The sequence below is a fragment of the Cupriavidus yeoncheonensis genome, assembly GCF_905397275.1.
Lineage (GTDB): Bacteria > Pseudomonadota > Gammaproteobacteria > Burkholderiales > Burkholderiaceae > Cupriavidus > Cupriavidus yeoncheonensis.
Genome location: NZ_CAJPUY010000014.1, coordinates 103,043 through 123,119, shown reverse-complemented (window position 1 = coordinate 123,119; position 20,077 = coordinate 103,043). Strand labels below are relative to the sequence as shown.

Here is a 20,077-nt window from a genome sequence, read left to right as displayed (position 1 = left end):
GGGGAAAAGGCGCATGATAGCTTGAGGAATAAATAAAAAGCGCCCGAAGGCGCTTTACATCTTGGCGATGCGATTTCGGACTTAGACGCCAGTCTGCGACTTAGTGCAAGTAGCAGCGCCGCCCGTCGCCCCCAGCCACGTTACAGCGTTGGTGCCCACCGTCGGCGTGAGCGTTACGGTACACGCCGCCAGCTGGCCCGCACCGGTGATAACGATCGCCGCAGTGGCCGCCGTTACCGCGATAGTGCCATTGGTCGGATTCTGAGTACCAGGATAGCCTACAGTAGTGCCAAGCTTGGCCGTGGTATCGCACGAAGTCAGCACTCCACTGTTCTCCTGCAAACATTGCGCAATCGCAAGCTTTAGCGGTGCCACAGTCGAGATGTTATCCGACCAACGTGCGCGAGTCACATAATCCTGATACTGCGGAATCGCAATCGCCGCCAGAATACCGATGATCGCAACCACGATCATCAGTTCGATCAGCGTAAAGCCCTTCTGAACCCGACGGCCCAGCTTCTTGATTTGTTGCACCCGTTGCATGAGATGACCCCTCGAAGAGATTTTAGGTTGATGCACTACACGCCTTCGATTTGTGTAGTGCGGGGGGGATAGAGCAGAGACCGTGCCAGGGGGTGATACCCCACGACCAGGGGGGTAAGCGACAAATTTCGTCACCCCACAATCGCGCATCAATGCCTCAGCACCAAAAATTGTCAGTTGTCTGCCAATGTCTCCTGCCAGACCGACAAAATGTGCGATAACTCACATGAGTTAGCTCCACATTTGCCGGTCCGCCATCAGCAGAAAGGGCAGCCACCCGGGCTGCCCTTTGCTATGAGGCGTTGAAAACGCTTCGTCAGGCCGTCTGCGCCGCCCGGCGGCCCATCAGCTTGCCGACAACCACCACCAGGATCGCGCCGGCCGCGCCGAACACCAGATGGGCATGCGGCACATTGACTTCGAACCAGGCGGCATCGACCGGATCGCTGACCAGCATCTCGCCGGCCAGATAACCCAGCAGCGCCGCACCCAGCACGATGATGATCGGGAAGCGCTCCATGACCTTGAGCAGGATGGTGCTGCCGAACACGATCAGCGGGATCGACAGGCCCAGGCCCAGGATGAGCAGCATCAGCTGGCTGCCCTCAGGGCCCTTCTGCGCTGCGGCGGCCACGGCCACCACATTGTCCAGCGACATCACCAGGTCGGCGATCAGGATGGTGCGGATAGCCGCCCAGATATTGTCCTTGGCGTCGTGGCCATCCTCATCGTCGTCGCTGTTGAGCAGTTGCACGCCGATATAGACGAGCAGCACGGCGCCGATGATCTTCAGGTACGGCAGGCTCAGCAGCTTGACGGCTGCCACGGTCAGCACCACGCGCATGATGATGGCGGCGGCGCTGCCCCAGAAGATGGCCTTCTTCTGTTGCGCGGGCGGCAGGTTGCGCGAGGCGAGCGCGATAACCACCGCGTTGTCGCCGGACAGGACAATGTTGGTCAGGATGATCGATCCCAACGCAATCCAGAACGTGGTGGAAGACAGCAGTTCCACGGCAAGGCTCCTCGAGGTTTCTATCTTTATGTCCGACCCCGCCCGATTGCGGCAGTTTCGGATGTCTGAGAAAACAGACATGTATATCGTGCGAACCTTTCGATTCGATTTCAAATCACGGGCGAACGTCTCGGGAAATACCCTAGGAAGCGCTTCACCACAATGACATTGCCCCCGCACTTGGCGGGGGCAAGCCCGCTCTGGCCAGGCCGGAGCGGTTCAACACAGACCCTGCGCGCCACATGGCGCGAGGCCGGAGGTGTTGCTTACAGCTTTGCCTTCAGCAGGCGGGCCATCTCGGACGGGTTCTTGGTCACCGTGATACCGCAGGCTTCCATGATTTCCAGCTTGGCCTGGGCGGTGTCGGCACCACCCGAGATCAGCGCGCCGGCGTGGCCCATGCGCTTGCCCGGAGGCGCGGTCACGCCAGCGATGAAGCCAACCACCGGCTTCTTCATGTTGTCCTTGATCCAGTGGGCCGCGTTGGCTTCGTCCGGACCGCCGATCTCGCCGATCATGACCACGGCGTCCGTTTCCGGATCGTCGTTGAACATCTTCATGACGTCGATGTGCTTCAGGCCGTTGATCGGGTCGCCGCCGATACCGACAGCCGACGACTGGCCCAGGCCCAGCGCGGTCAGCTGGCCCACGGCTTCGTATGTCAGCGTGCCCGAGCGCGACACCACGCCGATGCGGCCCTTGCGGTGGATGTGGCCCGGCATGATGCCGATCTTGATTTCGTCCGGCGTGATCAGGCCCGGGCAGTTCGGTCCCAGCAGCAGGGTCTTCTTGTTCTCGCGGCGCATGCGGTCCTTCACTTCCATCATGTCGCGCACGGGAATGCCTTCGGTGATGCAGACCACCAGGTCCAGGTCAGCGTCGACGGCTTCCCAGATGGCGGCGGCAGCGCCCGCGGGCGGCACGTAGATGACGGAAACGGTGGCGCCGGTCTGGGCCTTGGCATCCTTCACGCTGGCGTAGATGGGAATGCCTTCGAAGTCTTCGCCGGCCTTCTTCGGGTTCACGCCGGCGACGAAGCAGTTCTTGCCGTTGGCGTAGTCACGGCAGCCACGGGTGTGGAACTGGCCGGTCTTGCCAGTGATGCCCTGGGTGATGACCTTGGTGTCTTTGTTGATCAGAATCGACATACGTTATTCCTTTGCTTGGCTCTGGCAGCGCGGGCACGCAGCCACGCGCGCTGCCCCATTCCGCTTGAATGTGTTTCGGCGCCCGGATTACTTCTTGCCGGCGGCAGCAGCCACGACCTTCTGGGCGGCTTCTTCCATGGTGTCGGCGGCGATGATGGGCAGGCCCGAATCGGCCAGCATCTTCTTGCCCAGGTCTTCGTTGGTGCCCTTCATGCGGACCACCAGCGGTACCGTCAGGTTCACGGCCTTCGACGCCGAGATCACGCCTTCGGCGATCACGTCGCAGCGCATGATGCCGCCGAAGATGTTCACCAGGATGGCTTCCACGTTCGGGTTGCTCAGCATCAGCTTGAACGCTTCGGTCACCTTCTCGGTGGTGGCACCGCCGCCCACGTCGAGGAAGTTGGCCGGCTCGCCGCCGAACAGCTTGATGGTATCCATGGTGGCCATGGCCAGGCCGGCGCCGTTCACCAGGCAGCCGATGTTGCCATCCAGCGAGATGTAGGCCAGGTCGAACTTCGAGGCTTCGATTTCGTTGGCGTCCTCTTCATCCAGGTCGCGGTAGGCGACGATTTCCGGGTGACGGAACAGCGCGTTCGAGTCGAAGTTGAACTTGGCGTCCAGCGCGATGACCTTGCCTTCGCCGGTCAGGATCAGCGGGTTGATTTCGGCCAGCGAAGCGTCGGTGTCGTAGAACGCCTTGTACAGGCCTTGCAGGGCCTGGCGAGCCTGGGCAACCGAAGCGTCGGGCACGCCGATCTTGCGGGCGATGTCGTCGGCGTCAGCATCGGTCAGGCCGGTCGACGGCTCGATGATCAGCGTGTGGATCTTTTCCGGGGTGTGGGCAGCGACTTCCTCGATGTCCATGCCGCCTTCGCTCGATGCCATCAGGGCGATCTTCTGCGAAACGCGGTCCACCACCAGCGAAACGTACAGTTCCTTCTTGATGTCGGCGCCTTCTTCGATCAGCAGGCGGTTGACCTTCTTGCCTTCCGGACCGGTCTGGTGCGTGACCAGCTGCATGCCCAGGATGTTGGTGGCGTAGGTCTTGACGTCGTCGATGCTCTTGGCAACCTTCACGCCGCCGCCCTTGCCGCGGCCACCCGCGTGGATCTGCGCCTTGACCACCCAAACCGGGCCGCCAAGCTCTTCTGCGGCCTTCAGGGCCTCGGCGACCGAGAACGCGGGGATGCCGCGCGGAACCGGCACATTGTATTTGCGCAGGATTTCCTTGCCTTGGTACTCATGGATATTCATGCGTTTTTCCTTTCGGGTAGGCGTAAAAGGTAGAAGGGAAGAATGTGAAAGAAGACGAACTCTCTCGTCCGTGGCCGATCCTGAGGATCAGCCGGAAGTGCCGGTTGGCCGGTCGTACGGAACATTGCCGTGGCCGGCTGCCGCTTGCGCCTGAGGCGTGTTCGCAGCGGCCTGCTCCGCCTCGGCCCGAACCTTGGGCTTCGGCTGGTGACCATACCAGCGGGGGTAAAACTCCCGCACCACCTCGCCATCGAATCGCAGCGCGTGGCAGCCGTTCAACTGGTAAGGGGGTTCGGGATTGGGATCATCATCGCCGCCATCGCGAATGCTGATGACTTCGCCGGCGAAGGCCTGGATCGCGGTGCTCGGCAGCACGCCTGCGGCTTCGGTGAGGTGCGAGCAGCCCTGGATACCGGACAGGCGATCGCGCACCGCCTTGCGAAAACCCTTGCGCAGGTTCAGCCCGATCAGCTTGCGGTAAGCCGGGCCGATCTGGTCGCACTGCGTCGGATAAGGCACCCAGTCGGAGCAAGCCTCCGCATCCAGCACGTTCAGCTGCTCGTCGATCGTGACGCGCAGCCACAGGTCGTGCAGCGGCTGGCCGACCGGACGAATGCGGCCGCCGGCCAGGGCAATGTCACGCGGCTTGGTGTCGGTCAGGCGCACCTCGATGTCCCACAAGCCGTCTTCCCTGAGGTAAGCCTGGGCCGTAATGGCGCGGGTATGACGCAGGGAGCGGTTGACGGGCTGGGAAAGAGGCATGACCAGACTGGAATACGGGGGCAAGGTACCGTGGAAAGGCAACGGCGCCGAAGAACCGGAAGAGTTTAACATGACGCGCCGGTTTGCCCGGGAACATCCGCATGTGCCGACTGTCGGCGCCGGATTGTCGGCCGACCGGAACGGAAAACCGGCGAATGCACGCCATCTGCGCCGCTCCCGGTGCCGGACTCGCCTCGCGGCGCTGCAGGCATACAGCCGAATACACTCGTCGCCAGTACTGGTATTGCCCTGAAAAGCGGACCATACCGCGGGCGGGCGGGTGGCCCTATTCCATGTCGTCGGGAAGCTCGTCCTCGGCGCCCTGGATCACCTTGCCGATGACCGAGCGCGAAAAACCGCGCGCCATCATGAAGCGGATCTGCTTTGCCCGCTCTTCCGGCGTGGCGGGCGGGGTGCCAAAGCGCTTGCGCCAGACCTCGCGCGCGCGCGCGGGCTCGGTTTCGCGCAGGCGTTCCTGCAGATCGCCCAGTTGCTCGCTGCCGAGCTGGTGGGTCTTGGCCTCCTGGATGACGCGGGCGGCACCGTAGCGGCTGCCGCGCCGGTGCAGCAGGCTGTCGGCAAAGCGCTGGTTGGACAGCCAGTTCTCGCGCTCGAGGGCGTCGAGCAACTGTTCGAGCTGCTCCGGGGATTCCGCGTGCGGCGCCAGCTTGCGCGCCAACTCGGACCGGCTGTGCTCGCGGCGCGACAGGTAGCCTACGGCGCGGGCCTTCAGGGAAAGCGGGGGTCGGGTGGCCATCGGCGCAATTCAGGTAGTGCGGGAGGGAAAAGAAAAAGGCTGGCGCATCGGCCATGCGCCAGCCTCCGGAGCGTGCCTGCCGGCGACGCTCAGTCTTCTTCCACGACCGCGGCCGCGGCCGCCGGCACGCCGTTCATGGGCGCCACGCCCAACGTGGCGCGGACCTTGTTCTCGATCTCCTGGGCAATGTCCACGTTCTCGCGCAGGAATTCGCGCGCATTGTCCTTGCCCTGGCCGATCTTGTCGCCGTTGTAGCTGTACCACGCACCCGACTTCTCGACGATCTTGGCGTCCACGCCCAGGTCGATGATCTCGCCCTGACGCGAAATGCCCTGGCCGTAGAGGATGTCGAAGAAGGCCTCGCGGAACGGCGGCGACACCTTGTTCTTGACCACCTTGACCTTGGTCTCGTTGCCGATGACCTCGTCGCCCTTCTTGATCGAACCGATGCGGCGGATATCCAGGCGCACGGAGGCATAGAACTTCAGTGCATTGCCGCCCGTGGTGGTTTCGGGCGAGCCGAACATCACGCCGATCTTCATGCGGATCTGGTTGATGAAGATCACCAGGCAGTTGGTGCGCTTGATGGTGCCGGTCAGCTTGCGCAGCGCCTGGCTCATCAGGCGGGCCTGCAGGCCGGGCAGCGAATCGCCCATTTCGCCTTCGATTTCGGCCTTCGGCACCAGCGCGGCCACCGAGTCGATGACGATCAGGTCGATCGAGCCCGAGCGCACCAGCGCGTCGGTGATTTCCAGCGCCTGCTCGCCGGTGTCCGGCTGCGAGATCAGCAGTTCGCCGACGTCCACGCCCAGCTTGGAGGCATAGCTGACGTCAAGGGCGTGCTCGGCATCGATAAAGGCGCAGGTACCGCCCAGCTTCTGCATCTCGGCCACCACCTGCAGCGTCAGCGTGGTCTTACCGGAAGATTCGGGACCGTAGATCTCGACCACGCGGCCGCGCGGCAGGCCGCCCACGCCAAGCGCGATGTCCAGGCCGAGGGAACCGGTGGAAACCACCTGGATATCCTTCTCGACCTCGCCATCGCCCAGGCGCATGATCGAGCCCTTGCCGAACTGCTTCTCGATCTGCGAAAGCGCGGCGGCAAGCGCCTTCTGCTTCTCGGCGCTCAGGCCGGCACCTGCCTTCTTGTCGTCCATGGTCGTCCTTGAGTCAAATGTTGAGTCAATGGTGGTATAAAGGGTCGAATGTGGCGCGGCACCGGCATTTCCGATCTGCCTTCCGACCGGTTGCCCACTTGGGCTTCCACGTAGGTTCCCGTAGGTTTGCCGATCTCGCGCCTCAACTACAAAATCACCCGACTACCTGCACGACCGCCTTCTGCTGCGGCCTGCGCGGAATGTGCGGGTACTGTATAAAAAAACAGTATGCTTGGCAAGCCCTGTCCGCAATGTTTGCGTGGCCGCTGGCAATGCCGGCCGTGGTGGAGACAACCATGCGCATTCTGATCGCCGAAGATGACGATGTGCTAGCCGACGGCCTGACGCGCTCGCTGCGTCACTCGGGCTATGCGGTCGACCATGTCGCGAATGGCCTGGAAGCCGATTCCGCGCTGTCGACCCAGAATTTCGACCTGCTGATCCTGGACCTGGGCCTGCCGCGCATGCCGGGCCTGGAAGTCCTCAAGCGCCTGCGCGCGCGCGGCGCCATGCTGCCGGTGCTGATCCTGACCGCCGCCGACAGCGTGGGCGAGCGCGTCAAGGGACTGGACCTCGGCGCCGACGACTATATGGCCAAGCCCTTCGCGCTGACCGAACTCGAAGCCCGGGTGCGCGCGCTGGTACGACGCGGCGCCGGCGGCGGCGCGACGCTGATGCGCCATGGGCCTCTGGCCTTCGACCAGGTCGGACGCATTGCCTACATGAACGACCAGATGCTGGACCTGTCGGCGCGCGAGGTCGGCTTGCTGGAAATCCTGCTGACGCGCAGCGGGCGGCTGGTCTCCAAGGAACAACTGGTGGACCACCTGTGCGAGTGGGGCGAGGAAGTCAGCAACAACGCGATCGAGGTCTACGTGCACCGGCTGCGCAAGAAGATCGAGGTCGGCGGCATCCGCATCGCCACCGTGCGTGGCCTGGGCTACTGCCTGGAAAAATTCCAGCCGGCCGTGGCCACCCCAAGCTAAGGCGCATCCGCGCCGCGCCCGCCCACGCAGCTGATCCCTCGACCGGAACCGCCCCACACCTTTAGCCGAGATGAGCCTGCTGCGACTGCCATGGCGGCATCGGCCCGCCAGGGACCCCGCGCCCACCACCGGCGCCGACGACCCGGATGACCCGGACGACCTGGCCGACGCCCTGCCTCACCTCGAGGAAAGCACCGCCCACCCTGCCCCACGCTCGCTGTTCGGCGAGATCCTGGACTGGATGCTGGCGCCCCTGCTGCTGCTCTGGCCGATGAGCATCGCCGTCACGTACCTGGTAGCCAAGTCGATCGCCAACGGGCCGTTCGACCGCGCGCTCGAGGCCAGCGCCATCGTGCTGTCGCAGCAGGTCCGCGAGGTAAATGGCCGGGTCACGCTGCAACTGCCGTTGTCGGCGCGCGAGATCCTGCGAGCGGACGAGACCGACAACATCTACTACCAGGTCGTCGGCAAGCGCGGCGAGTATGTCGCCGGCGACCACGACCTGCCGCTGCCTTCGGAAGAGGACCAGGGCCATCCTGGCCTGGTCTCGCTGCGCGACGACCGCGTGGTCGGCAACGACGTGCGCGTGGCCTACACCTATATCGATCTCAAGAACGTCGGCGGTACCCAGCCCGTGCTGGTGCAGGTGGCCGAGACCCTCGACAAGCGCGCGCGGCTCGCCAACGAGATCATCAAGGGCGTGATCCTGCCGCAGTTCGTGATCCTGCCGCTGGCGGTGGTACTGGTCTGGTTCGGGCTCACGCGCGGGCTCGCGCCGCTCACCGCGATCCAGCAGCGCATCCGCGCGCGCAACCCCGGCGATACCAGCCCCATCGACGAGCGCGCCGCGCCGCAGGAGATCACGCCGCTGGTAGCGTCGTTCAACGAGCTGCTGGCGCGGCTGGACCAGTCGGTGCAGACGCAGAAGCGCTTCATCGCCGATGCCGCGCACCAGATGAAGACCCCGCTGGCGGGGCTGCGCATGCAGGCCGAGCTGGCGCAGCGCGAACAGTCGCCCGAGGAGCTGCGCCGGTCGCTGGCGCAGATTGCTGGCAGCTCCGAGCGCACGGCGCACCTGGTCACGCAGCTGCTGTCGCTCGCGCGCATGGAGAACCTGGCTGGCGCCGGCAGCATGGCCGCGCTCGACCTGGCCGCGCTCGCGCGCGACGTGGTGAAGGACTGGCTGCCGCGCGCCTGGGCCCGGCAGATCGACCTGGGGCTCGATGCCAGCGACCATCCGGTGATGATCCAGGGCAACCGCCTGATGCTCACGGAAATGCTCAATAACCTGATCGACAATGCCATCCGCTACACGCCGCCCGGCGGGCATGCCACCGTGCGCGTCAGCGCCGATGCCTTCGAGCCGTTCGCGTATCTCGATGTGGAAGACACCGGACCCGGCATTGCGCCGGCGGACCGCGAACGCGTGATGGAGCGGTTCTATCGCGTGCTGGGCACCAACACCGAGGGCAGCGGCCTGGGCCTGGCCATCGTTCGGGAGATCGTGCAGCAGCACGGCGGCGAAGTCCGGATCGAAGACCACGTCTACCAGCAGGAGCCCCGGCTGGCCGGCGCGCGCTTCCGCATCACGCTGCGGCGGCCCGCGCCGGAGCCGGCGGCATGAGCGCGCATCCGCCCGTCGATCCGGCGCTCAAGCGCGCCTGGCGGCGCAACCAGCGCTGGATCTGCGCGCTGCTGGCGGTCTGGTTCGTGGTCACCTTCGTCGTCAGCTGGTTCGCGCGCGACCTGCGCTTCGACTTCTTTGGCTGGCCGTTCTCCTTCTGGATGGGCGCCCAGGGCGCGCTGGTGGTCTACGTCCTGATGACCGCCCTCTATGCCTGGCGCATGAACCGGGCCGACGACGAAACCGACGGCGAAGCTGACGAGGGCGCCACTGACGTCCCCCCACCTTCGCAGGGCATGCCACCGGACGCTGGCAAGGATGCTGCGTAGCACCAAGCCGGCATAGCGCCAGAGCACGGCGCTTGCCGCACATTCGCCTTCGCAATGCAGCAACGCAAGTGCGCGCTTATGCCCTGCGCGCGCTAGCGTATACCCCGACGCTTTGCGCGCCAGACTGCGGAAATCTGTCAGAACTCAGTAAGTTTCGCCTCCCAAAATCCATGCAGCTCCGGTGCCTATGGCTCCGCAGCGCGCCATGTCTTGCGGTGCGTCCGCGGCCTCGCCGGTGAACCATTTCAGACGGAGGAGACAATATGGCAAACCCGCAGAACGTAGCGATGCCCGGAGGCAGCGCACAGCATGCACCGATGACAACCGAGGAGAAGAAGGTCATTCTGGCCTCGTCGCTCGGCACGGTGTTCGAGTGGTATGACTTCTACCTGTACGGCTCGCTGGCGGCGGTGATCGCCAAGCAGTTCTTCGCCGGCCTGGACCCGACCTCCGCCTTTATCTTCGCGCTGCTGGCATTCGCCGCCGGCTTCATCGTGCGCCCGTTCGGCGCGCTGGTGTTCGGGCGCCTCGGCGACATGATCGGCCGCAAGTACACCTTCCTGGTGACGATCCTGATCATGGGCCTGTCGACCTTCATCGTCGGCCTGCTACCCGGCTATACCACCATCGGCTGGGCCGCCCCGATCATCCTGATCGCGCTGCGCATGCTGCAGGGCCTGGCGCTTGGCGGCGAGTACGGCGGTGCCGCCACGTACGTGGCCGAGCACGCGCCGCACGGCAAGCGCGGCGCCTATACGGCCTGGATCCAGACCACCGCGACGCTGGGCCTGTTCCTGTCGCTGATCGTGATCCTGCTGTGCCGCGAACTGACCGGCGCCAACTTCGAGGCATGGGGCTGGCGCATTCCGTTCCTGGTCTCGATCCTGCTGCTGGCCATGTCGGTGTACATCCGCCTGTCGATGAGCGAATCGCCGGCGTTCCAGCGCATGAAGGCCGAGGGCAAGACCTCGAAGGCCCCGCTGACCGAGGCCTTCGGCCAGTGGCGCAACATGAAGATCGTGATCCTGGCGCTGCTGGGCCTGACCGCCGGCCAGGCCGTGGTCTGGTACACCGGCCAGTTCTACTCGCTGTTCTTCCTGACCCAGGTGCTGAAGGTCGATGCCAAGACGGCCAACCTGCTGATCGCCGGCGCGCTGGTGATCGGCACGCCGTTCTTCCTGTTCTTCGGCTCGCTGTCGGACAAGATCGGCCGCAAGTGGATCATCCTGCTGGGCTGCGCCCTGGCCGTGCTGACCTACTTCCCGCTGTTCAAGGCGCTGACGCACTATGCCAACCCGGCGCTGGAGCGCGCGCAGCAGACCGCGCAGATCGTGGTCACCGCCGATCCGAAGCAGTGCTCGTTCCAGGGCAGCCCGATCGCACGCGAGATCGATTTCCGCAGCTCGTGCGATATCGTCAAGCGTACGCTGGCCCAGGCATCGGCCAGCTATGAGGTCGTGCAGGCCCCGGCCGGCACCACCGCAACGGTGAAGATCGGCGACAAGGAAATCCCCGCCTTCAATGCCACGCTGGTCCCGGCCGGCCACAGCTTCGACGACGCCAGCAAGAAGCAGATCGCCGCGTTCAAGAAAGAGGTCGGCGATTCCATGGCTGCGGCGGGCTACCCGACCAAGGCTGATCCGGCGCAGATGAACACCATCATGGTCCTGGTGGTCCTGGTGATCCTGGTGATCTACGTGACGATGGTGTACGGCCCGATCGCCGCCATGCTGGTTGAATTGTTCCCGACGCGCATCCGCTACTCGTCGATGTCGCTGCCCTACCACGTCGGCAATGGCTGGTTCGGCGGCCTGCTGCCCACGATCTCGTTCGCGCTGGTGGCCCAGAACGGCAACATCTACTACGGCCTCTGGTACCCGATCATCATCGCTGCGATCACCTTCGTGATCGGCGCGCTGTTCGTGCGCGAAACCAAGGACGTGGACATCTACGCGAACGACTGAGCAAACCCCTTGCAGGCAAGACCGATCCGGTAATCGGTCGCTCCAGCCGGCAGGCCGCAAGGCCTGCCGGTTTTCTTTTCCGGATTCCTCGCCGGCATTTTCAGAGGGGTGTTGACAGCCCGGAAAATCCCGGTAGAATAGCGGTCTCTGTTGGCGAATTAGCTCAGTCGGTTAGAGCGACGGAATCATAATCCGCAGGTCCGGGGTTCGAGTCCCTGATTCGCCACCATCTATTTGAAAAGCCGCGATCCCGCAAGGATTCGCGGCTTTTTGCTTTGCGGCGGCTTTTTGCTTCGCGGTCCACCGAGCAATTCACCCGGCCGCGATCCCTCACAGCAGACAATGCTGTCGCGCGTAGTCCACCATCTCCACCACGGACCCCACGTTGAGCTTGCACATGATGTTGGTCTTGTGGGCACTCACGGTCTTGCTGCTGATCAGCAGCAGCGCGGCGATCGTCTTGTTCGAATGTCCGCGCGCGAGGTACTGGAGCACCGTGAGTTCGCGCGCTGTCAGCCGCGCAAGCCTGCCGGCAGGCGGCCGGCGCAGCAGGCGCGCGGCTTCCAGCGTCTGCGCCGGAAAGACCAGGTAGCCCGACATCACGCCGCGCGCCGCCCGGACCATTTCCGCCAGGTCCCGCTGGCGCGGCACGAAGCCATGGGCCCCTGCGCGCAGCGCCTGCACCGGCGCCATCGTGGCATCGCTGTCGGACAACACCAGCAGCCGCACCGCCGGATGGCCGGTGGCCAGCCGCCTGATCAGCGCGATGCCGGCCTGGCCAAGCGTGTCCAGTTCGATCACCACCAGCCCCGGCTGGCGATCACGCACCATCTGGCGGGCCGAACGCACGTTATCGGCCAGCAGCGTCCGGCGCGCTCCGAGCGCATGGACGATCTGCCTCGATGCATCACCGGGCGGCGCCGGCCGTGCATCGACGATCAGGGCTTCATCGAATGGGGTGGGGTCCAACGCGCGGCTCCTTGGTGAAGGAATACCACGAAGATATTAGGTGGTGGACTCCACGCCGGATCGATGAAACGGCTGCATCCGGGTGCGTAGTTGCCGCAAGCGGGGCCGGAGAATTTCTGCGCCCCGCGGCGGGCTAGGCGCCCGCGGCCTCAAGCACTTCGGTCAGCTTGCGGCTGGCGTCGAGCGCGGCCGGAAAGCCGCAGTACACGGCGCTGTGCACCATCAGTTCGCGCAATTCCTTTGGTGTGACGCCGTTGGCCAGCGCGCCGCGCAGGTGGCCGGCGAGTTCCTGCGGCCGGTTCAGCGCGATCAGCATCGATACCGTCGCCAGGCTGCGCTGCTTGCGATCCAGCCCGGCGCGGGTCCAGACCGTGCCCCACGCGAATTCCGTCACGAGCTGCTGCAGGCTGGTGTCGCCCTGCTGCGCGGCGGCATCCAGCGCACGCTGCACGTGGGCCGGGCCCAGGACTTCCGTGCGCACGTTCAGGCCCGCCTCGAAGGCCGGGGTATCGGAATAGGCGGACGTATCGGGTGACTTCGTCATGGCGGACCTCCGGATGAATGATGCCGAATGGTATCCGAAGGCCCGGCCGCGGCCTCAGGCCGGCTCTGCCGGCGCGAAGCGCGGCGCCGGCGTGGAGCGGGCGACTTCGCGATCGCCCTGACGGTACAGGCGGTAGGTGCCGCGCGCCTGGTTGTGCGGATGGCGCGCCGCTTCGTCCAGCGTCAGCACGCGGGCAAAGCAGACATCGGTACCGCCGAGCAGCGATTCCCAGTGCGTGCTCGGCCGCGAAGCGATCAGCCCGGCGATGCGCGACTTCACCGCCGGCCACTGGGCGCGGTCGTACTGCGCGGCCGGATCGATGTCCGTGAGCTCGAGCCGCTCGAGCAGCTCGCGGTAGAACTGCGGCTCGAGCGCACCGAGCGTGATGGCGCGGCCATCGGAACACGCATAGACGTCGTAGAACGGGGAATCATGAAAGGCGCTGGGCTGCGGGCCGCCCAGCGTGCCGGCCGCGCGCGACACCTGTACCAGCGAGCCGAGCATGGCGACGATATCGGTGATCGCGGCATCCACCACGCAGCCCTGCCCGCTCGCACGGGCGTGCAGGATGGCGCTGGTGATGCCGAACGCCAGGCCGAGCGCACCGGTGGCATCGCCCACCACCGTGGGGGGCACCATCGGCAGCGCGCCGTCGCGCGCGGCCATCGACAGCAGGCCGGTCAGCGCGATGTAGTTCAGGTCATGCCCGGCGCTCTGCGCGAGCGGACCGGTCTGGCCCCAGCCGGTCATGCGGCCGTAGACCAGGCGCGGATTGCGCGCATGGCACACCGCCGGGCCAAGTCCAAGGCGCTCCATGGCGCCGGGGCGCAGCCCCTCGATCAGCGCGTCGGCACCGGCCACCAGATCCAGCGCGGTGGCCACGCCCTCGGCAGACTTCAGGTTGAGCTGCACCACGGTCTTGCCATGCTCGAGTTCCATCTCCGCCGGCACGTCCTGGCCGCGCAGGATCCGCCGCGCGTCCGGCGCGACCGGACGGGTCACCAGCGTGACTTCCGCACCCAGGCCGGCGAGCATGGCACCGCACAGCGGTCCCGGGCCGATCCCTTCGAATTCCACTACCTTGACGCCACGCAGGGGCAGGAGGTTGCCGCGCTCGCTCATGTTTGCTGTCTCCGTCGAGGCGTCCGGCCTGGCCGGGATCGCCTGGTGTTCTGGGGTAGAAAGGCCGGGCGCCATGTCGCGGCGACGCCAGCCGGGCTGGGCACATGCTAAGCGGGCCTGCCGGTGGGCGGCAATGGCCAAATGTGTCAGGCGCCTTGGCATCTCCGGCTGAATCGCCGCGCCGGTCCCATCCGAGGAAATTTCCGAGTCACTTGATCCAGATCTGATTGTGGCGAAAGCCTTGCTGCCATGATGGTGACGGACGGCTCGCCGCCGCTCCCGCATTCCGCGGCACCGATCCTGCCTATCCTATAACCTGGCGTATCCGTACAGCGCCCCATCCAGGAGATTCCCGCCATGACCAATATCGTGCTCGCGACCGACGGATCGTCCTTCAGCGACGCTGCCGCCCGCTTCATCGCCGACGGCAAGCTGCTGCAAGGCGGCTTTACCGTCCATGTGGTGCACGTCGCGCCCGAAGTCAGCGGACAGGTCCGCGCCTTTGTCAGCAAGGAAACCATCGACGCCTGGCACCAGGAGGCGAGCGACAAGGCCATGGCCGGCGTATGCGAGATCCTGGCCGCGGCCGGCGTTCCGTTCGAGCGCCATGCGCTGCACGGATTCGCGCCGGAGCGCATCGTCGCCTACGCGCGCTCGGCGGATGCGCAGGCCGTCGTGATGGGCACGCACGGCCGCGGCTCGTTCTTTGATGCGGTGATCGGATCCGTAGCGGGCCGCGTGCTGGCACAGGCGCCATGCCCGGTCCTGCTGGTCAAGGCGCCCGAAAAGGCCTGAGCGGGAGCGGGCCGACCGCTGCGCCGCACCTTTCCAGTCAGTCTCTCAGGCGCCCCACAGGGGCGCTTCTTCCATCAGCGCGACTTGCTCGCGCAATTCCAGGATGCGGTCCTGCCAGTAGCGCGCCGTTCCGAACCACGGAAACGCTGCGGGAAAGGCGGGATCGCGCCAGCGGCTGGCCAGCCAGGCGCTGTAGTGGAGCAGCCGCAGCGTGCGCAGCGCTTCCACCAGCCACAGTTCGCGCGGCGCGAACTCGGCAAAGTCTTCGTAGCCCGCGACGATATCGGCAAGCTGGCCCTGCATGTCGGCACGGTCGCCTTCGAGCAACATCCACAGATCCTGCACGGCCGGGGCCATGCGGCTATCGTCGAAATCCACGAAATGCGGGCCCGCGGCGGCCAGGCCTGTGGTCCGGGTGTCGTCGCCGTCGATCCACAGCACGTTGCCGCGATGGCAGTCGCCATGCACGCGCAGCAGACGCACGTCGCCGGCGCGGTCATAGCAGCGGCGCACGCCGTCCAGTGCAAGGTCCACGACCGCCTGCCACGGTTCACGCAGATCGGCCGGGATACAGTCGTGCGCGACCAGCCAGTCGCGCGATGCCACGCCGAATGTCTGCGCATCCAGCACGGGACGCGCCTGGTAGCCATTGGTAGCGCCCACGGCGTGGATGCGGCCGATGAAGCGGCCGAGCCAGGTCAGCGTGTCGGCGCGGTCCAGCGCCGGTTCGCGGCCGCCGCAGCGGGCAAAGACAGAGAAGCGGAAGCCCGCGTGGCGGTGCAGCGTGTTGCCATCGGGCCCGGTCAGCGCCGGCACCGCCGGAATCTCGGCGTCGGCGAGTTCCTGCACGAAAGCATGCTCTTCGAGGATGGCGGCATCGGTCCAGCGGCCGGGCCGGTAGAACTTGGCCACCACGGGCGCGGCGTCCTCGATGCCGACCTGCCAGACCCGGTTCTCGTAGCTGTTGAGTGCGAGCAGCCGGCCGTCGGGGCGCATGCCCGCCGACTCGAGCGCATCGAGGATCAGCTCGGGCGTCAGCCCCGCGAACGGGATGCCGCTGTCTCCGGATGCGTGATGTGCGCTCATGCCTGCGGGCCGGGAGCGCTCAGCGAGCGCGCTTGGCCGGCGCGCCGCCAAGCAGCGCGGCCTGCGGTGCCGGCCGGCGGTTGCGTGCCGGGGCGCCGGCGCCCTCCTGCGTCGGCCGCGGCGGCTGGCCGCCGCTGCGTTGCTGGCTACGCGGCTGGGCCTGCCCGGCAGTGCGGCTCGCGCCGCCCTGGCCACGTCCGGATTCGCCGCCGGCATGGCTGGCGCCGCCACGCGGCGCATTCTGGGCAGGACGCTGGCGCGGTTGTGCCTGCGCCGGCTTGGCTGATGCCGGCGCAGCCGGCTTCGGCTGGGCACGGCCACGTCCACCGCCTCCACCACCTTGTCCGCCGCCGCCACCCTGGGCGCCGCGCTGCTGGCGGCCCTTCTGGATCGGCTCCGCCACAATGCTGGGATCCACCTCGAATCCGGTCAGGACCGTCTGCTCGAACTTGCGCTTGATCAGGCGTTCGATATCGCGCAGCAGGCCGTGCTCGTCCACGCAGACCAGCGAGATCGCCTCGCCCTCCGCGCCCGCACGGCCCGTGCGGCCGATGCGGTGCACATAGTCCTCGGGCACGTTGGGCAGGTCGAAGTTGACCACGTGCGGCAACTGGTCGATGTCGATGCCGCGCGCGGCGATATCGGTCGCGACCAGCAGGCGCAGCGTGCCGGCCTTGAATTCCGACAGCGCGCGCGTGCGTGCCGACTGGCTCTTGTTGCCGTGGATCGCCAGCGCCGAGAGGCCATCCTTGGTCAACTGCTCGGCCAGGCGGTTGGCGCCGTGCTTGGTGCGCGTGAACACCAGCACCTGGTGCCAGTCATGCTGGCGCACCAGGTGCGCCAGCAGTTCGCGCTTGCGCTCGCGGTCCACCGGGTAGACCCGCTGTGCCACGGTCTCGGCCGTGGTGTTGCGGCGCGCGACCTCGATCGAGGCCGGGTTGTTTAGCAGCCGGTCCGCCAGCGCGCGGATCTCGTCCGAGAACGTGGCCGAGAACAGCAGGTTCTGGCGCTTCGGCGGCAGGACGTTGAGGATCTTGCGGATGTCGTGGATAAAGCCCATGTCGAGCATGCGGTCGGCTTCATCGAGCACGAGCAATTCCACGTGCGACAGGTCGATCGTGCGCTGGGACACGTGGTCGAGCAGACGGCCGGGCGTCGCCACGACGATGTCCACGCCACGCCGCAACTGCTCGATCTGCGGATTGATGCCAACCCCGCCGAACATGACCATCGAGCGCAGCTTGAGGTACTTGCCGTAGTTGCGCACGCTCTCTTCCACCTGTGCGGCAAGCTCGCGCGTGGGCGTCAGCACCAGCGCGCGCACCGCCGGCCGGCCCGGGCGCTGCGCGCCGGAGTCGGACAGCATTTGCAGCATGGGCAGCGTGAAGCCGGCCGTCTTGCCGGTGCCGGTCTGGGCGCCGGCAAGCAGGTCGCCGCCCTTGAGGATCGCGGGAATTGCCTGGGCCTGGATAGGGGTCGGGGTGGTGTAGCCCTGTTCGGCTACGGCCCGCACAAGCTTGTCGGACAAGCCGAGTTCGGAGAAAGACATGAATGGATGCTTCGGCCGTCCGCTGCGCGCTGGGCGTGCCAGCCAACAGGCGACCTGGGTGATCTGAAACAGGACCGGTCGGGGGACCGGCAAAGGGGACGCCGGTTGGCGCCGCCTACGAAACAAGGTCGGTAGTGTAACAGCCAAGCGCGAACCTATTCAGCACATGGACAAGCGGTGACGGCTGATACACACGCACGCCCGCGCCCATGTGTGGTGCTGCGCTATCATGCGGCCACTACTTGTCCTGGATGACGGCGCGCCGCAGCGCCGCCAACGCAAGCAACCATGCGGTTCCGATTCCTCGAAGACCAGGAAGTCACGCTGTTCGCGGCGATTCCGGTCGGCATTCTGGCAGCCATTGCGACCACCCTGTTCAAGGAAGCGCTGGAACGGGCCGGCGTCGTCATCTTTTCAAGCGATGCGGACGTCGTCGCCGTGTTTGCCGGACTGGCGCTGGCCTGGCGCATCGTGGTGCCGGCAGCCGGCGGCGCGCTGGCCGGCCTGTTGCTCTCCGCTGCCAACCGGTTCGCCGGCAGCGGCGGCGCGACCGACTACATGGAAGCCGTGGCCAACGGCAGCGGGCGCCTGCCGGTGCGCGTCACGCTGCTGCGCTCGCTGTCGTCGTTCTGCTCCATCGTCAGCGGCAGTTCGGTCGGCAAGGAAGGCGCGATGATCCAACTCGCCGCGCTGTGCGGTTCGCTGTTTCCTTCGACACGCATCGGCCGGCCCGATGGCGCCTCGAACATGGGCCGCATGCTCACGGCCTGCGGTGCGGCCGCCGGCCTGGCCACGGTCTACCACACGCCGCTCTCCGCCGCAGTGTTCGTGGCCGAAGTGGTGTTCGGCGCACTGGCGGTGCAACGGCTGATGCCGCTGTTCCTGGCTTCCGTGGCAGGCGCCATGGTCAGCCAGTGGCATGGCGGCCTGCAGCCCCTTTATCCCGGCCTGCACATCGCGCCCGACGTGCGCCCGCAACTGCTGCTGGCAGCGGCAGGGCTCGGCGTGGTCGCGGGCATCGTCGGCGCGCTGTTCCTGCGCGCCGCGAGCCATGCGCGCGGGCGCTTCGCGCAGGTGCCGGGCGGCCCCGTGGCGCGGCTGGCGCTGGGCGGCGCGCTGGTGGGCGTGCTGGCCATGGGCGTACCCGAAGTGGTCGGCAACGGCTACTCCACGATCCAGACCATCCTGCAGGAACAGCCGTTGACCGTCTCGGTGGGTCTGGTGCTGCTGGCCAAGCTGGCGGCGACGGTCATCAGCATGGGCTCGGGCGCGGTCGGCGGCGTGTTCACGCCTTCATTGTTCGTCGGCGCGGCGCTGGGCCAGCTGCTGGCGCTGGCCATGCAGGCCGTGGTGCCCGGCTCACCGGCCTCGCCGGTGCTGCCGCTGGTCGGCATGAGCGCCTTTCTGGCGGCGACCAGCCAGGCGCCGCTGATGTCGGTGCTGATGGTGTTCGAGATGACGCTGGCCCCGGCGCTGCTGCTGCCCTCGATGATCGGCGCCGTAGCTGCGTACTACACGGCTTCGCGCTGCCAGACGCTGTCGCTCTACAGCGTGATTGCCGAGCGCGCCCAGGCCTCAGCCGCGGAAGAGCACGCGCGCGCCATGACGCTGGCCGGGCTGTGCGATCCGACCGATACCACGCTGGCGCCGGACGCCTCGCTGGCCGCCGCCGCAGACAAGTTTGCCGAGACCGGCACGCGTTACCTGTACCTGGTCGAGCCCGATGGCCGCCTGCTGGGCGCGCTGTCGATCCATGCGCTGCAACGCGCGCAGCGCGAGAACTCCGCCACCGGCGTGCTGGCGCTGGCCGAGCGCGACTTCCCGGCGCTGATGCCCGAGTCGCGGCTGCGCGACGCGCTGGAGGTCTTTGCCGCCCACGGCATCAACCGCATTCCGCTCGTGCGCGATGCCGGCAGCCGCGAACTGATGGGCACGGTCTCCAAGCAGCGAGTGCTGCAGGAGGCATCTTGCCTGTTCTAGGCGGCACGGTGCCGGTCGAACGGGTAAAATCACCGGTTACCCTTCAGCCCCATTTCAACCTGAGCTGCGCCCTTTCCGGAGCCAATATGCCCGCTGGCCGTTCCCTGCGTCGGAGTGCTTCATCGCGTTTCCTCAAGCCGCTGCTGGTCCTTTCGCTCGGCACGGCGCTGTGGCTTGGCGCAACCGGCGCCATGGCGCAGCCGATCCGCGTGATCCCGGTCGACGCGCCGCAGGCAAAGCTGGTTGTCGCGGCGCCGTCGGCCGGCGCGCCGCAGACGGTCACGCTCGATGGCAAGACCATCGGCGTGGCGCCGGGCCTGCGCGTGTTCAGCACCGACAACGCGTTGCTGAACACGGCTGCCATCGCCGGCCAGAAGCTGCCGGTGCGCTACAAGCTCGACCTGTACGGACAACTCCTGACCGCATGGGTGCTGAGCGAACAGGAACAGAAGGCGCTGAAGGCAAAGTCCTGACCCACCGAAGTGCGGAGGCG

General features: G+C 66.4%; 19 protein-coding genes, 1 tRNA gene and 1 pseudogene. 9 read left to right on the top strand and 12 right to left on the bottom strand.

Translation table 11 applies throughout. The features are described from left to right. Nucleotides 1–81: 81 nt before the first annotated feature. The 5 genes and pseudogenes from KHO22_RS19900 to KHO22_RS19880 all read right to left on the bottom strand — a co-directional run bounded on the left by KHO22_RS19900 (nt 82) and on the right by KHO22_RS19880 (nt 4,722). Nucleotides 82–543 carry a pilin gene (locus tag KHO22_RS19900; protein WP_211948890.1) on the bottom strand — a complete coding sequence of 154 codons (462 nt, stop codon included), beginning with the start codon at nt 541–543 and terminating at the stop codon, nt 82–84. Between the two features lie 316 nt (nt 544–859). Further along, nucleotides 860–1,555: a TerC family protein gene (locus KHO22_RS19895; RefSeq protein ID WP_211948889.1), complete on the bottom strand. Its 696-nt coding sequence runs from the start codon at nt 1,553–1,555 to the stop codon at nt 860–862. 266 nt (nt 1,556–1,821) lie between these two features. Then, nucleotides 1,822–2,703 (bottom strand): succinate--CoA ligase subunit alpha, encoded by an 882-nt coding sequence (gene sucD / locus KHO22_RS19890; protein WP_211948888.1) that lies wholly within the window; start codon nt 2,701–2,703, stop codon nt 1,822–1,824. 87 nt (nt 2,704–2,790) lie between these two features. Next, nucleotides 2,791–3,963: pseudogene (gene sucC, locus KHO22_RS19885) on the bottom strand (ADP-forming succinate--CoA ligase subunit beta); the annotation flags it as partial. 84 nt (nt 3,964–4,047) lie between these two features. After that, nucleotides 4,048–4,722 carry a DUF2889 domain-containing protein gene (locus KHO22_RS19880; RefSeq protein WP_211948886.1) on the bottom strand — a complete coding sequence of 225 codons (675 nt, stop codon included), beginning with the start codon at nt 4,720–4,722 and terminating at the stop codon, nt 4,048–4,050. On the opposite strand from KHO22_RS19880, the gene KHO22_RS19875 reads away from it, so the two are divergent. Next, the gene (locus KHO22_RS19875) at nt 4,721–4,975 is read left to right on the top strand and encodes a hypothetical protein (protein ID WP_211948885.1); all 255 of its coding nucleotides are present in this window, start codon (nt 4,721–4,723) and stop codon (nt 4,973–4,975) included. The two genes, KHO22_RS19880 and KHO22_RS19875, sit on opposite strands and share 2 nt — an antisense overlap. A 33-nt stretch (nt 4,976–5,008) precedes the next feature. Here KHO22_RS19875 and recX read toward each other — a convergent pair whose 3' ends face one another. Beyond that, a complete protein-coding gene (gene recX / locus KHO22_RS19870; protein ID WP_211948884.1) occupies nt 5,009–5,479 on the bottom strand; it encodes a recombination regulator RecX in 471 nt (156 codons plus the stop codon). A gap of 89 nt (nt 5,480–5,568) precedes the next feature. After that, nucleotides 5,569–6,636: a recombinase RecA gene (gene recA / locus KHO22_RS19865; protein ID WP_211948883.1), complete on the bottom strand. Its 1,068-nt coding sequence runs from the start codon at nt 6,634–6,636 to the stop codon at nt 5,569–5,571. Nucleotides 6,637–6,932: 296 nt separating this feature from the next. Between recA and KHO22_RS19860 the strand changes: the two genes are divergently transcribed. The 5 genes from KHO22_RS19860 to KHO22_RS19840 all read left to right on the top strand — a co-directional run bounded on the left by KHO22_RS19860 (nt 6,933) and on the right by KHO22_RS19840 (nt 11,768). Further along, entirely contained in the window at nt 6,933–7,622 is a 690-nt protein-coding gene (locus KHO22_RS19860; protein WP_211948882.1) for a response regulator, read from the top strand. A gap of 70 nt (nt 7,623–7,692) precedes the next feature. After that, nucleotides 7,693–9,246, top strand: a complete 1,554-nt coding sequence (locus KHO22_RS19855) for a sensor histidine kinase (RefSeq protein ID WP_211948881.1) — start codon at nt 7,693–7,695, stop codon at nt 9,244–9,246. Further along, nucleotides 9,243–9,575: a DUF4212 domain-containing protein gene (locus KHO22_RS19850; protein WP_211948880.1), complete on the top strand. Its 333-nt coding sequence runs from the start codon at nt 9,243–9,245 to the stop codon at nt 9,573–9,575. Before KHO22_RS19855 ends, KHO22_RS19850 begins: the two co-directional genes overlap by 4 nt. Nucleotides 9,576–9,838: 263 nt before the next feature. Then, nucleotides 9,839–11,539: an MFS transporter gene (locus KHO22_RS19845; RefSeq protein ID WP_211948879.1), complete on the top strand. Its 1,701-nt coding sequence runs from the start codon at nt 9,839–9,841 to the stop codon at nt 11,537–11,539. Nucleotides 11,540–11,691: 152 nt separating this feature from the next. Continuing rightward, nucleotides 11,692–11,768, top strand: a tRNA-Met gene (locus KHO22_RS19840). A gap of 101 nt (nt 11,769–11,869) precedes the next feature. On the opposite strand, the gene KHO22_RS19835 is transcribed toward KHO22_RS19840, so the two are convergent. The 3 genes from KHO22_RS19835 to KHO22_RS19825 form a co-directional block, all read right to left on the bottom strand. Further along, nucleotides 11,870–12,508: a LuxR C-terminal-related transcriptional regulator gene (locus KHO22_RS19835; RefSeq protein WP_211948878.1), complete on the bottom strand. Its 639-nt coding sequence runs from the start codon at nt 12,506–12,508 to the stop codon at nt 11,870–11,872. 133 nt (nt 12,509–12,641) lie between these two features. Next, on the bottom strand, nt 12,642–13,052 hold the full coding sequence (locus KHO22_RS19830) for a carboxymuconolactone decarboxylase family protein (RefSeq protein WP_211948877.1): 411 nt from the start codon (nt 13,050–13,052) through the stop codon (nt 12,642–12,644). 54 nt (nt 13,053–13,106) lie between these two features. Further along, the gene (locus tag KHO22_RS19825; RefSeq protein ID WP_211948876.1) at nt 13,107–14,174 is read right to left on the bottom strand and encodes a CaiB/BaiF CoA transferase family protein; all 1,068 of its coding nucleotides are present in this window, start codon (nt 14,172–14,174) and stop codon (nt 13,107–13,109) included. Nucleotides 14,175–14,531: 357 nt separating this feature from the next. Between KHO22_RS19825 and KHO22_RS19820 the strand changes: the two genes are divergently transcribed. Continuing rightward, the gene (locus KHO22_RS19820) at nt 14,532–14,969 is read left to right on the top strand and encodes a universal stress protein (protein WP_211948875.1); all 438 of its coding nucleotides are present in this window, start codon (nt 14,532–14,534) and stop codon (nt 14,967–14,969) included. Between the two features lie 45 nt (nt 14,970–15,014). Here the strand turns inward: KHO22_RS19820 and KHO22_RS19815 are convergent, their stop codons facing one another. Both KHO22_RS19815 and KHO22_RS19810 read right to left on the bottom strand, forming a co-directional pair. Next, nucleotides 15,015–16,055, bottom strand: a complete 1,041-nt coding sequence (locus KHO22_RS19815) for a serine/threonine protein kinase (protein WP_211948874.1) — start codon at nt 16,053–16,055, stop codon at nt 15,015–15,017. Between the two features lie 19 nt (nt 16,056–16,074). Further along, entirely contained in the window at nt 16,075–17,604 is a 1,530-nt protein-coding gene (locus KHO22_RS19810; RefSeq protein WP_211948873.1) for a DEAD/DEAH box helicase, read from the bottom strand. Nucleotides 17,605–17,892: 288 nt separating this feature from the next. On the opposite strand from KHO22_RS19810, the gene KHO22_RS19805 reads away from it, so the two are divergent. Further along, entirely contained in the window at nt 17,893–19,584 is a 1,692-nt protein-coding gene (locus KHO22_RS19805) for a ClcB-like voltage-gated chloride channel protein (RefSeq protein WP_211948872.1), read from the top strand. Nucleotides 19,585–19,670: 86 nt separating this feature from the next. Next, entirely contained in the window at nt 19,671–20,057 is a 387-nt protein-coding gene (locus KHO22_RS19800; protein ID WP_211948871.1) for a hypothetical protein, read from the top strand. The last annotated feature ends 20 nt before the right edge of the window (nt 20,058–20,077 follow it).